Origin of the sequence: Pandoraea apista, assembly GCF_001465595.2 — a bacterium.
In the GTDB taxonomy this organism is placed as follows: Bacteria; Pseudomonadota; Gammaproteobacteria; order Burkholderiales; family Burkholderiaceae; genus Pandoraea; species Pandoraea apista.
The window spans coordinates 4370260-4382660 of sequence record NZ_CP013481.2; the positions used below are offsets into that span (position 1 = coordinate 4370260).

Here is a 12401-nt window from a genome sequence, read left to right on the forward strand (position 1 = left end):
TTCTCGGCCGAGAGAATTTACCGGCCGGCGCGGCGCAATTAACGCAGCAGCATCTGGATCATGCCCGGCATTTCGCCGGCCTTTTGCAGCATTTGCAGATTCACGTTCATCTGCGTTTGCAGCTTGGTCAGCTCCGACACGGACTCAGCGAAGTCCACTTCGTTCATGCGCGCATTCGCTTCACGCGTGTTTTGCAGCAGCGTCGATTGAACTTCCTCACGGCCGTCCAGATCCATCATGGCAGCGCCGATGCTGGCTTGCACGGTGGCCAGTTGCGTGATGGCGGCTTCGAGATTGGACATGGCGCTAGCTGCATTAGTCGCGGTATCCAATTGGCGAGACGCCGGTTGGGCCTTCGATACGATCAGTTCATCGACCGCCGCGAGAAGGTCACGCTCCTCACTGCCGACAAGCTGGTTACCACCCACCGTTGCCGCTGTACGGAACGCACCGGCGAGAGCCGTCTGCATTGCGCCCACGTCGCCATAGGCGTTCACCCCGGCGATTGCGGTCAAGGCGGTCGTCAGCGCGTCGCCCCAGTTCACGCCACCGGTCTGCTCTTTGGCGAGCAGGGCGGTCATACCCGGCTTTGCATGTAGTTCACCAATCAACGAGATCGCAGCGTCGGCGTTCGGATTCGCGCCAGTGACGAAACCCATCTTCGCTGCCAGAGTGTCGCCGGCGGCAAACGGTGCCGTCGATTGGGTTCCGAATTGCCCCGTGGCGTCGCCAATGCTCGAGAAAAGGCTGCCAAGCGCCGCACTGATGTCCAGCGCCTTCGTTTCAGACGCGCCAGCGCCGACTTGCAGGTCGATCTTGCCTTCGGCGAGAATCCCCGTCGCAGCACCACCCAGCTCCATCTTCAGCAGGTTCTTACCGGCAAACGTCGTGTTGTCGAAGATTGCCTTCAGCGCTTGTGCGTTGTTGGTGTATTGCTGTTGCAGCGCCGACTTTTCAGCGCCACCCTTCAGGCCATCCTTCGCCTGCGTGGCCAGATCCTTCATGGTCACGAGCAGTTCATTGGCCTTGTCCAGCGCGCCTTGCGCCACGCGGGTGCTCGACTGAGCGTACTTCATGTTGCCGATCGCCGACTGGGTGCCGCTGGCATGCATGTTAAGCATGGCCGAAATACGGGCTGCGGCCGGGTCGTTCTTGTACAGGTCGTTCTTCTTGCCGGTCGAAAGATCGCGCATGAGGGCGTTCAGCTTGCCGCTGGTGCTGCGTTGCGAATTCAGCGACGACATTTGCGCCACGTTGGTATGCAGATTCAACATTGCTAGAGCTCCTTGTTCTGGTGAGCTAATCGGCAGACCGGATTGCCTGCCTCACCGTGCTAAGGCGTCTCTTCGCGAGATTTGTTAATGCATTCCCGTGGAGATTTTTCCCATCTGCAAGCGCCCCCCGGCAGATCGCTCGTCGAACCCGCAACGCTCGCTTACACGTCGCCAAGCAACGCACGCACATTCGCTCGCGAGACAGGAACCCCCTTCGGCATCGCGAGCGTGAGTGCCACGAACGGCGGCTGTTTTCCCAGTCGCGACGTCCATGCCTTCGCCGATGCCAGCGCAATTTCGAATGCCACGCCATCGGCGGCGCGCTCGCCAGCGAGCTGCGATTTCCCAACGACTTGCGCCGACGCCCGCGCCGTATGCTTCGCCAACGCATGAGATGCCCTGATAGCCCCCACCATCGACGCCAATGCACGGCGCGCCTGTACGACGGTGTCCGGGCTATCGAGGCGCCACGTCCGGGGTGCAATGGCATCAGGGGCGTCGCGAAGCGTTGCGCGTTGCGGGTGCGCGTCGACACCTTCGTTCGATTGTGCGATGGCAAAGCGCGACGCCAGCGACGGCCATGCCGCGCCAGGCGCGCTCAACACCCAGCCGCTATCCGGAGGGCGCTGGGACGGGGACGGGGACGGTTCCAGCGTGATGCCGTAAGCCGCCAGTGCGCGGGTCGTGCGGCGACGCAATCCCGCCTCCGACACCGCGTTCGCCAGATCGATCTCCACCCCCGGCTTGTAGGGCCCTGCGGGAAAGAGCGAGACCTGCTGCGCCTTCGACGCACGCCACTGCGCAGGCGCAACGCCGTCGACGGTAAAACGTCGCGGCGCGTTTCTTTGCACGTCGAAATGCAAACGGTCGTCGACAGTGCCCAAACTGCCCCGCTCCCGGTCCTGCCATAACGCACCAAGGGCGTCGAGCGACCGGCGTGCCTGCGCTTGCGAGACAGGGTCGTCGTCCCGCCACCGCGAGAGCGACGTCAATGCCACGCTTGCCGACGCATGCAGTGTCGACAACCACTGCGCACCGGCACTCGCGCGGCTAGCCGAGGCGTGCTGCGAAATCAGTTCGGTAACTTGTGCAACGCGTCGCTTGTCGAACGGCTCCGCGCCTCGCGACGCAGGCCCGCCCGATACGCCAATGTGCGCGCGCTCGCCCACACCCGATGTCGCGTTCGTCAACGCAGTGCTGCCGGGCGCACGCGCCGACGCATCTGCCTGAGAAGCGTCGCCTCTGCGGGCATTCAGACGAGCCGAAGTCAGTGCGTCGTCGAGTGCGGCACTGCCGGGAATCTCGCGAACGATATCAACCATGAGCGAGATCCTGTTGAGTCAGACGGTGCAAATCCACGGCGAATGGCTTAGATAACGTCGAAGAACGACAACTTGCCCACTTCGGCGTGCGCAGAGCGTGCTGCGGAAATGGCGCGATACATGGCAAGCAGGTCCGGCAAGGCTTCGGTGGCGCTCGTGCCCTCGATGGCCACGCGGGCCTTCACCAGCACCTCGCCCTGCAATTCATGATCCTTGCGCACGGCGTCGAGGCGCTTCGCGCTCTGATCGTTCACAAACTCGGCGTCTGCGATCTGCGCGGCAACCTTGTCGACGGGTTCGGCAAGCGCGCGAAGCACAGAAAGCGATGTCGTACCCGGCGTCGCGCGTCCCGCATTCGTCAACGTTGTCGCTGCCGCGCCGAGGCGATTGAGCAGGTCCGGCATACCCTGCCAGGCTTGCGACGCGTGGGTATGGAGCATCCCGTCGCCGATATCCACGGCCGTGGGGGCTTGCGTGGTGGCGCTCAAAATAAAGTTCACCGCCGCAGCGCCCGGGCTGGCCGTGTCGACGATCGGCGCACCGCTGCTGGCAAAGAGATAGCTGCCGTCTGCACGGCGCGTGTTGATCGCACCGACCAGCCCGGTCATCAACTCGCGAATCTTGTCCGCAGAGGCTTTCGCTTCACCGATCTGCAAGGCGTCGGCCTTCAGCGATACCTCATTTTTGAAAGCGCTGAGCCGGTCGTATGCATTCTTGAGACTCACGTTCGCCTGCTTCAGATCGGCCTCGAGGCTGGCGATCACCTTCGTGCGATGCCCAATGGTCTGCTGTTCGCGGTCGATGCGGGCAATGCGCTCGAAATCGACGGGATCGTCAGTGGCGCGCAGCACACGTTTTTCTTCGCGCGCGTGATCGGTCATGCGCGCCAGACGTTCGTTCATCTCCCGCAGTACGTGCTCGCGCTCGAAACGGCTGAAGTGGTGATTGATTTGCATTGTGGTTTCCTTTGGCGACGTTGGGCGGATCAGCGCACCATCGCCAGCGTGGCGTCGAACAACTCGTTGGCGACGGCCGCCACGCGCGCGTTGGCTCGGTAGAGCTTCATGTAGGACATGAGCGCCCCCCCCGATTCGGTCTCGTCCACGCCTGCCTGCTTTTGAAATTGCGTGCGTGCAGATATCAGCACGGCGCCGGCAGACGTTCGGCCGGCGTCGATCTCACTGGCGCGGCGGCCCGTGTCGGCCGCCAGCGCGCTCATGGCTTCGACAAGCGTTCCGATCGTGCGGCCCGGCAGCGATACCGGCGCGACAATCGCACCTTTCAGGCGCTGCAACGTCTTGCCGTTGCCGTTGACGCTGTCGGCATTGAGATTGAGACCTTGCGCCGTGGCAAGCGTGCGCGCCAATCTTGGCGCACCGTTCGGGCCGATCGTCAGCGACAGCAGCGGCGTGCCGCTGAAGGATGACGACAGGTCGTCGGCGTGCGCACGGTTGAGTTGCTCGACGAGCGTGCGGGCGACTTCCGCCACGTCTGCGATGCGTTGATCCAATTCGCGTGTAAGGAACCTGTCGTGCCCCCCCAACCGGCCGCCAAGCCCGTCTGCCGGCACATTGACCCGCGACGCGCCGGCCACCAGCGCATATCCCCCCGTCGGCAGCGCTTCGAGCTGTGCCGCGCGATTGCCCAGAACGAGGGGGTGCCCGGCGCGAGTCAGCACGTGATATGCGCCGCTGCTGTCTTCGCGCACATCCACGTCGATAAACGCCGCCAATTCGCCCAGCGCCTGATCGCGTTGATCTTCGATGGCAAGACGACCGGCTTCATCGGGCGCCAGCCGATGCAGTCGATTGAGGTCGGCCAGCGTGGTCGCCAGGCGATTGACCTTCTCCACGTCCCCGGTTCGCACCCTGTTGAGGGTCTCGCGCATGCGTTCCAACGCGGAGAACATCGAGTTCGTGCGTTCTGCGACACGCCCCAGCGACGCGAAAACTTCGTCGGCATGAACATTGCCGCCGACCGTTTGCGCTTCGTGATCGAGCGCCTTGACGAAATCGCGCAATCCGAGCGGATCGCTCGCCACATCGGTGCCGCCCAGTTGCGTGAGCAAGGCGTCCGCGTGCGGTTTCTGGGCATCGAGTTCGTTCGCGCCGGACACCGCACGCCACAACTGACGCCGCTGCTCCAGCCCGGCCGCGCGTACGAGTTCCTGCGCCTGCACCGTGCCGTCGGCGCGCGATGTCACTCGCACGTTACGGCGGGTATACGCCGAATTGCCCATCTGCGAGATGTTGAGCGACTCGTTGTCGAGCAGCGACTGCGCAGTTTTCACGCCTTGCGTGGCGATATTCAGCATGTTCATGGTTGGGTGCCTGTCGTGTCGGGTTTAGCTCGGCATGGGTGCGACGTGGGTGGCTGCCGCGTGTTCAGCGGCCCGCCATTTGCCGGACGATCGTGTCGGCAATGCCAAAGGCTCGGCGCGACGCGAGCGCTTGCGCGACCTGTGTATCGGCCCAGTCGTGCAGGCCGTCGGTCGAGCGGTCGCGCTTGCCCAGCCCGCCGGTACCGTCGCCGTCGTCGCGCAACGCCTGGGTGGCGCGGCGCATTTCGCCGAGTAGTCGCGCGATGAAGATCGCTTCGAACTGTTCGGCGGCCGCCTCGAGATTCGCGGCCGGAGCGTTCGGTGCCGCGCCCGCATTCTGCATAGGCGACCCGGGAGCGGAAATTAGCAAATGGTTGTGCGCTATCGGCGTCATCGGATATCTCAGATCACATGCAGCTCGCCGTTAAGCGCGCCGGCTTCGTCCAGGGCTTGCAGGATCGCAATCACGTCGTCGGGGGTCGCCCCCGAGCGGCGCAGACTGTCGACGATGGTTTGCAGATCGACGCCATCCGGCCAGACCTGAATGTCCATGCCGTCTTCCTGCACGTCGATATTCGAGCGTTGCACCTCGGCCGTACGGCCGCGCGAGAACGGCGCAGGTTGCGCGATGACGGGCGACTCGGTCACCGTCACGCGCAACGAGCCGTGCGACACGGCCACCGGCCGCACCGTCACGCCTTGCGAGATCACCACGGTGCCCGAGCGTGCGTTGATCACCGCACGCGGCACCCGGCTCACACCCGGCACGGGCAACGAATGCACGTCGGCCAGAAAGCGCACGCGCGCGTCGGCGTCTTCCGGGGCACTCACCTCGACCGTGCTGCCGTTCATGGCCTGGGCCACGCGCTCGCCGAAACGCGTGTTGATGGCGTCTGCGATGTTGGCCGCCAACTGGAAGTCGGGTCGCTTGAGGCTCAGCCGCATGGCGCCGCCCTCGCCGACCGGCACGGGAATCTCCTGCTCGATCGTCGCCCCATTGGGCACACGTCCGGCAGTCGGTGTGTTCTTCTGCACGCGCGAGCCGCTGCGCCCCTCGGCCTGCATGGCACTCACCACAAGGTTGCCCTGCGCAAGCGCGTAGGTCTGGCCATCGACCGCGCGAAGCTGGGTCAGCAGCAACGTGCCACCGCGCAGACTGCGCGCATCGCCCATCGACGACACGGTAACGTCAATGGTCTGCCCGCGCAGGAATCCCGACGGGTAGGTTCCGCTGACCATGACCGCAGCGACGTTGCGCGAGCGCAATTGCACGTTATCGGGCATGCTCACGCCAAACTGCTTGAGCAGATTGGCGAGCGACTGGCTGGAGTGGCGCGAGCGCGGGCCGTCGCCAGTCCCCGGGAGTCCCACCACCAGACCGTAGCCGACGAGCTGGTTATCGCGCACGCCTTCCACGTTCACGTAGTTGCGCACGGTTTGTGCATGGGCCACAGGGGCGGTGACCAATGCCGCGATCGCCGCCGTGACGGCGATCATTGCCGAAAACGACAATGCGGTGAAACGGTGGGACATGCGCACGAGCGCGTCAGGTATTCCGAACATTCGAATCTCCCCTCAGAGCGGCGCGAACTGGCTGTTGAAGAAGCGTGTCAGCCAGCCGGGATTGTTGCTGTCGGCAAGCGCTCCGGTACCGAAATACTGAATGCGGGCATTCGCGACACGCAGCGACGACACGCGATTGGTCGTGTCGATATCGCCGGCACGCACGTAACCGGCAACGCGCACGGTTTCTTCGCCCTGATTCAGGAACAGACGTTTCTCGCCGCGCACATGCAACAACCCACTGGGCAGCACCCGATGCACGACAACCGTGATCGCACCGCGTAAGGTGTTCTGCGCCGTACTCGAGCTATCGCCGCGAAAGCCGCGTCGCGCGCCAATTGCCGAGTCGCCCAGGGTGGACTTACCCATCAGCGTGACCTCGTCGATCGACATGTCGCTGCGTTTGTCCAGTCGCGTACCGGCACGTTTGCTCGCCTGTGTTTGCTCTTGCAGCACGATGGTCAGCACGTCGCCCGAGCGGAATGCGCGCTGGTCCGACGTCAACGACAGCGCGTTGCCTGCCGAGAAAAGCCCGCCCGCCTGCCCCTGCGACGACATCTCGGCCACGCTCGGCAGGTCGTCGCTCTCTTCGAGCTGCGGCGGCAGGTAACCCGCACAGCCCGTGAGCGCGGCGGCGAGCGCCATCGCGACCGCCGCACGCATGGCACGTCCCGCGCGCACGCCGCGATGGGTCATGCGGGCATCGCGCGGCAGAGGGCGGGTCGCGTCCGTCATCGTCATCTCCGTCCGTTACCGCGCGACCTGCGCGAGGCTCTGCATCATGTTGTCGGCCGCCGACAACACTTTGGTGCTCATTTCATAGGCGCGCTGGGCTTGAATCATGTTCACCATCTCCTCGACGGCAACGACGTTCGAGCCTTCGAGCGCCTTTTGTCGCAGCAGCCCCAGGTTCTCTTCCCCCGGATTGCCCTCGATGGGCGGGCCGCTCGCAGCCGTCTCCGCAAACAGGTTGCTGCCCATCGGGCGCAGACCGGAAGGGTTCACGAAGTCGGCCAGTTGCAGACGGCCAAGCGACGTCGGCATGGTGTCGCTGTCCTCGAGGGCGCTGATATCGCCATCGGGGCTGATCCTCAGATCGCGCGCGCCCGGCGGCACGACGATGTCGCCCACCAACGGATGCCCTGCCTGCGTCACCAGACGCCCGTCGGCGTCGAGCCTGAGATTGCCGGCGCGGGTGTAAGCCGTCTCGCCGTCGGGCATTTCGACTTGCAGAAAGCCGCGCCCGGTGATGGCGACGTCGAGTTCGTTCTGGGTCTCCTGCTCGGCACCGTTGACGAACTGCTTCTGCGTGCCGGCAAGCCGCACGCCGGTACCGAAATACATGCCGCCGGGCAGCGTGGCATCGCCCTGCGTGCGCGCCCCCGCCGGACGAACAGCGCGATAGAACGTGTCTTCGAACGCGAGACGGTCGCGCTTGAAGCCGGTGGTGTTCACGTTGGCCAGGTTGTTGGCAATGGACTGCAATTGCGCATCTTGCGCATGCACCGCCGTGCGGGCGATGAGAAGTGCGGGATTCATGACATCTCGTTGGGAATTGGGGGGTGAATTAACTCGACTTAGCCGCGCACGAGGCGATTGCCGCCTTCTGCCATGTCGTCGGCGATTTTGAGCACGCGCATCTGCATTTCGAAGTCACGGCTCGCGTTCATGCTCTGCACCATCGCGCCGACAGCCGAAACGTTGCTCGCTTCGAGATGGGCGCCGCGCAGCATGACGTCGTCGCCGGGCAGCGTGCCGGCGTCGCTCACGAACAGGCCGCCGCCGGCACTGCGCATGTCGCCCGGCATGGCGAGCACGCGTTGCAGTGTGCCTACCGGCAGCAGATCCGCTGCCCCTTCGAGCCGTACGGACACCGTGCCGTCAGCGCCGATATCGAGCTCATGATGAGGCGGCACCACGATGGGACCGCCCTCGCCCAACACCGCACGACCGTGCAGCAACAAGGTACCGTCGCCATCGAGCATCAGCGAACCACCGCGCGAGTAGACAGCGTCCGCGCCGTCTTCCGGCAGCGCCGCGAGCGCCAGATAGCCGTCGCCGTCGATGGCGACGTCCAGCGCGCGCCCTGTTGTTTCGAGCACGCCGGGCGTGGTATCGAGACCGGCCGGCGCCTGCACCGCGTAGTGACGCGAGGCCAGACCGGGGCCCGGCAATGCATTGGCCTGCGCCACGGCCATCGACGCGCGAAAGCCGGTCGTCGTGGTGTTGGCGAGGTTGTGAGCGACCGTGTGCTGAGCGTCCTGCGCACGCTGCGCGCCCGACATGGCGGTATAGATCAGGGCGTCCATCGCGTCAGATCGACTGCATCAGGTTGCGCATCATCTCGTTTTGCGTGGAGATGACTTTGGTGTTGGCCTGATAGTTGCGCTGAGCGGACATCAGGTTCACCAGTTCGTCCGTCACGTTGACGTTCGATCCTTCGAGCGAACCGCTCACGAGTACCCCCGCCGCGCCTTCGCCGGGGCGACGCAGTTGCACGGCGCCCGAATCACCGGTTTCGCGCCAGACGGTACCGTCCACGGGAACCAGACCGCCCACGTTGGCAAATTCGCCGAGGGAGAGTTGATATTGCGCGCTGCTCGTACCGTTGCTGTACTCCGCAACCACCGAGCCATCCTTGTCGATGCGCGCACGCACGAATTCGCCCGCTTCTCGACCACCGACTTCGGCGGCAGTGGCGGTGAACTGACCGGCTTGATGCGCCATCCCGGAAAAGTCCAGTGACGGAAGCGTGCCCTGAGCGGTCGCATTAAAGGCCCGGTTCGTGGGATCAAGCGTGCCCAGCGGGGTCACAGTTTGTCCATTGACTTCCGACACTTGCAACGCCGGGCCAGCGATCATTTCGAACCGCAACCCTCTGACGGCGAGTTCGCCGTTGGCGTCGCGAAACGTGACTGAGATCTCACCGACCGCCCCCGGTGCTGCGGGCAAAGGATTGGGCAAACGCCCAGAGATATTGATGGTCGTGCTTGGCAACGCCCCCACCGGGCTCTTGTCGATCGTCACATCCGATACGTTCGCCTGACCTTGAGCGAAACCCTGCACGCTGCGACCGCTTCCGTCGACCAGTTTGTTGTCTTTGTCGACCTGGAAATCGCCCACGCGCGAATAGACACGCTGCCCGTTCGTTTCCTTGAGGATGAAGAAGCCGCCACCCTGAATCGCCTGATGCAAACGGTCGCCGGAACTGCGCAGGCTGCCGTTGGACGCGACCGAATACCGTGTACCGCTGGCTCTCACACCCGCAGACTGGGCTTCGGCCATGGCCGACTCGAAATGGGTACGCCCCGACTTGTATCCGTTCGTCTCCACGTTGGAGATATTCTGCGAAATGGTCTCAAGTGACTTATTGATGGCGTTGATGCCCGACAGGGCAATATCGAAACTCATGCCGCACTCCCATGCTTGGCCGCGCGCAAAGGCGCGTTGGCCGACAGTTCTTTGATGTTGAACGCGTCGATGCGGGTCCCCACGCCGGACACGTCGATCTGCGCGCCGGCACCGTCAAGATGCACACGCTCGACACGCCCCGAGACGCGCACCGGCAGCTTGGCCGTGCCTGCCTGAACGTGGATATCGAACTTGCCCGCGCCCAGGTTGTTGCCGGCAAACCACGCATCGTCGATGCTGAATTCCGTGCGTCCGGCGGACCCCGGCAGCGGCTTGCGAATCGTCTTGCCGTCGTGGCTCGTAAGCACCAGCTCGGCCCCTTCGGTCCCGACCGGAAGTTCGACAGTGCCGCGAATCCCTTGTCCGCTCGCGCGCTCGACGCTCGGCGTCTCGACACTCACCTCACGGCCGACATGGCTGCCCAGTGTGTAGCCCTGCAAACCGGAGAGCACCTGGGTCTGGGCGAGCATGCGCTGGCTGACCTGCTGCAGCGTTTCGGTCTGGCTGAGCTGCGTGAGCTGCGCGACGAACTGCGCCGGATCGGTGGGATTGAGCGGGTCCTGATTGCGAATTTGTGCGACCAGCAGTTTCGTGAACATCATCCGCATGTCCTCACCGGGATCGCCGGCAGACGCCAGTGCGCCAGCGGCATTTGCCGGGGCGTTCAGTGCGCCGGGTAGGTTTCCAATGGGCAGCGTCATCCGCGTTCTCCGAGTCGTAACAGTTCCTGCTGCGCCGTGCGAACACGGGCCAGCACTTCCAGATTGGTTTGAAACGCGCGCGACGCATCGAGCATGTCCGTCATTTCCTCGATCGCGTTCACGTTCGCATAGAAGACATTGCCGTCGGCGTCGGCGACCGGATTACCGGGTTCGTACGCAACGCGCGGCAAATCCTCGCTCTCGTAGATATCGATGACCTGCACATGGTGCGCGCCCTGCGCCTCCCCGAGCACCGTGGCAAATACCGGTTTGCGGGCTCGATAGGCCGTCTCGGCGTCGCCCGACACGGCGCTGGCGTTCGCCAGATTGCTCGCCACGGTATTCAATCGAATCGTTTGCGCGGCCATCGCCGAGCCCGCGATTCCCGCAATTTCTCTGAAGCTCATCGTCAACGGCCTCCGTCGATGACCTTCTGCAATCCGGCAAGACGCCGGTTCAGAAAGGTAAGGCTGGCCTGCCAGTCGGACAGGTTCTGCGCAAAGAGCGCCTGTTCGATACCGAGTTCCACGGTGTTGCCGTCGGCGCGCGCCTGCGTCGGCACGCGATAGCGCAAGGCGTCGAACGACTCGCTCGCATGCAACGTGTCGACACCGCCGAGCGGCGTCATGCCGGCATTCAGATGCTGTTGCACACGCTCGCCGAAGTCGAGGTCACGCGCCTGATAGCCGGGCGTTGCCTCATTTGCGAGATTGGCGGCAAGCACACGCGTGCGGTCCTCTCTCGCGCGCAACGCCGCAGCGTGTACGCCAAGCGCCTGCGAAAAAAATGTCTGCAAACTCCGCCTCCATGGGTGACTGATATCGACTGCCCCCATTCTCGGCATAACTATCGAAAAGAGGCTCGAATGCGCCGGAAATTGCCGCGTTTCCCAAAGCACTTGCCCCGCTTTGGGAAGATGACGTTGCCTGCGTAGGTGTCTTGTGAGTGACTTCGTTGTTGCGCTACGCAAGTTGCAGGGCATGCCTACCGGCCTGATGACCTCATGACTTGATGACACCGGGACGGATTGAGGCGAATCGGAGAGTTATCGCGAGGGTCTCTGCGGCGAGTAAGTCGCCGGGACAGGTGACAGCACGACATCGAGCGCGTGGAGGCGCGTACCGATGTCTTGCAGATTGCGGGCATTGCTCGCCTTGCAGCGCGCCGCGCATGCCTGGAGCGTTTCCCAGCGGGCAGAGAATGTCTGACGTGCGGGAGTATCCAGCCATTGCAGGACGGGCGCCATGGTATGGGTGGATGCCTCACCGAACGCCTGCGCCAGACACTGCACGCGACGCCGTGCGCGAACCTGCAACCGGCTCACCAGTTGCGCAGCCCGGTCATGCGCACGCCCGAGTGTGTCGAGTTGTTCGTCCACGAGCGCACGATGCAGCACGTCGAGCGTATCGATCAGCCGCCCATAGTCGCCGAGATCGGCGTCGACATCCGCCACAATGCGTGCCACACACTCGCTACGCAGACGCTGAAGCTCGGTACTCAACGCAACATCCCGTGATGCGCGAGTATCCCGTTCGCCACGCGCTCGCTGTCGAAGGCCAACTCACCGCTCGCCAGCATCGCCTTGATTCGGGCGACCTTGGCGGCGTCCACGCGCGGCACGGACTCGACGGCGGCACGCGCGCTGGCAAGCCATTCGCCGGCGTTCGCCGGCACCGCACGTGGAGTGCTACCCATAGCAGCCGTCGGCTTCGCCGGCGGCTGGGTCTGCCCCGCCGTCAGGCGCAGGCGCGCGGCGTCGATGGGCGCGACGTTGGCAATCGAGTCGATCTTGGGCATGAGAGGTGTCCTT

The 12401-nt window shown here is 64.2% G+C and carries 15 protein-coding genes; all 15 read right to left on the minus strand.

What is annotated here, in order from left to right; all coding sequences use genetic code 11:
- Window positions 1–38 precede the first annotated feature (38 nt).
- The 15 genes from AT395_RS19700 to flgM all read right to left on the minus strand — a co-directional run bounded on the left by AT395_RS19700 (window position 39) and on the right by flgM (window position 12388).
- On the minus strand, window positions 39–1274 hold the full coding sequence (locus AT395_RS19700; protein ID WP_042114836.1) for a flagellin N-terminal helical domain-containing protein: 1236 nt from the start codon (window positions 1272–1274) through the stop codon (window positions 39–41).
- 161 nt (window positions 1275–1435) lie between these two features.
- Entirely contained in the window at window positions 1436–2596 is a 1161-nt protein-coding gene (locus tag AT395_RS19705) for a hypothetical protein (protein WP_048628913.1), read from the minus strand.
- A 47-nt stretch (window positions 2597–2643) separates the two neighbouring features.
- Entirely contained in the window at window positions 2644–3552 is a 909-nt protein-coding gene (locus AT395_RS19710) for a hypothetical protein (protein ID WP_048628912.1), read from the minus strand.
- A gap of 29 nt (window positions 3553–3581) precedes the next feature.
- A complete protein-coding gene (locus AT395_RS19715) occupies window positions 3582–4916 on the minus strand; it encodes a FlgK family flagellar hook-associated protein (RefSeq protein WP_048628911.1) in 1335 nt (444 codons plus the stop codon).
- Between the two features lie 64 nt (window positions 4917–4980).
- Window positions 4981–5259 carry a rod-binding protein gene (locus AT395_RS19720; protein WP_048628910.1) on the minus strand — a complete coding sequence of 93 codons (279 nt, stop codon included), beginning with the start codon at window positions 5257–5259 and terminating at the stop codon, window positions 4981–4983.
- Between the two features lie 59 nt (window positions 5260–5318).
- Window positions 5319–6479 (minus strand): flagellar basal body P-ring protein FlgI, encoded by a 1161-nt coding sequence (locus AT395_RS19725; protein ID WP_094068151.1) that lies wholly within the window; start codon window positions 6477–6479, stop codon window positions 5319–5321.
- A gap of 12 nt (window positions 6480–6491) precedes the next feature.
- Window positions 6492–7142 carry a flagellar basal body L-ring protein FlgH gene (gene flgH / locus AT395_RS19730; protein ID WP_042118031.1) on the minus strand — a complete coding sequence of 217 codons (651 nt, stop codon included), beginning with the start codon at window positions 7140–7142 and terminating at the stop codon, window positions 6492–6494.
- Window positions 7143–7229: 87 nt separating this feature from the next.
- The gene (gene flgG, locus AT395_RS19735) at window positions 7230–8018 is read right to left on the minus strand and encodes a flagellar basal-body rod protein FlgG (protein ID WP_042114829.1); all 789 of its coding nucleotides are present in this window, start codon (window positions 8016–8018) and stop codon (window positions 7230–7232) included.
- A 38-nt stretch (window positions 8019–8056) separates the two neighbouring features.
- Window positions 8057–8788, minus strand: coding sequence for a flagellar basal body rod protein FlgF (locus AT395_RS19740; RefSeq protein WP_042114828.1), 732 nt, complete (start codon window positions 8786–8788; stop codon window positions 8057–8059).
- A 4-nt stretch (window positions 8789–8792) separates the two neighbouring features.
- Window positions 8793–9890 (minus strand): flagellar hook protein FlgE, encoded by a 1098-nt coding sequence (locus tag AT395_RS19745; protein WP_042114827.1) that lies wholly within the window; start codon window positions 9888–9890, stop codon window positions 8793–8795.
- Complete coding sequence (locus AT395_RS19750) at window positions 9887–10591, minus strand: flagellar hook assembly protein FlgD (protein ID WP_053086364.1); 705 nt, start codon at window positions 10589–10591, stop codon at window positions 9887–9889. Before AT395_RS19750 ends, AT395_RS19745 begins: the two co-directional genes overlap by 4 nt.
- Window positions 10588–10998: a flagellar basal body rod protein FlgC gene (gene flgC / locus AT395_RS19755; RefSeq protein WP_048628909.1), complete on the minus strand. Its 411-nt coding sequence runs from the start codon at window positions 10996–10998 to the stop codon at window positions 10588–10590. The genes AT395_RS19750 and flgC overlap by 4 nt, the downstream gene beginning before the upstream one ends.
- Window positions 10999–11000: 2 nt before the next feature.
- Complete coding sequence (flgB, locus tag AT395_RS19760; protein WP_224787510.1) at window positions 11001–11387, minus strand: flagellar basal body rod protein FlgB; 387 nt, start codon at window positions 11385–11387, stop codon at window positions 11001–11003.
- Window positions 11388–11636: 249 nt separating this feature from the next.
- A complete protein-coding gene (gene flgN, locus AT395_RS19765; protein ID WP_042114823.1) occupies window positions 11637–12092 on the minus strand; it encodes a flagellar export chaperone FlgN in 456 nt (151 codons plus the stop codon).
- A complete protein-coding gene (gene flgM, locus AT395_RS19770) occupies window positions 12089–12388 on the minus strand; it encodes a flagellar biosynthesis anti-sigma factor FlgM (RefSeq protein ID WP_042114822.1) in 300 nt (99 codons plus the stop codon). The genes flgN and flgM overlap by 4 nt, the downstream gene beginning before the upstream one ends.
- Window positions 12389–12401 lie beyond the last annotated feature (13 nt).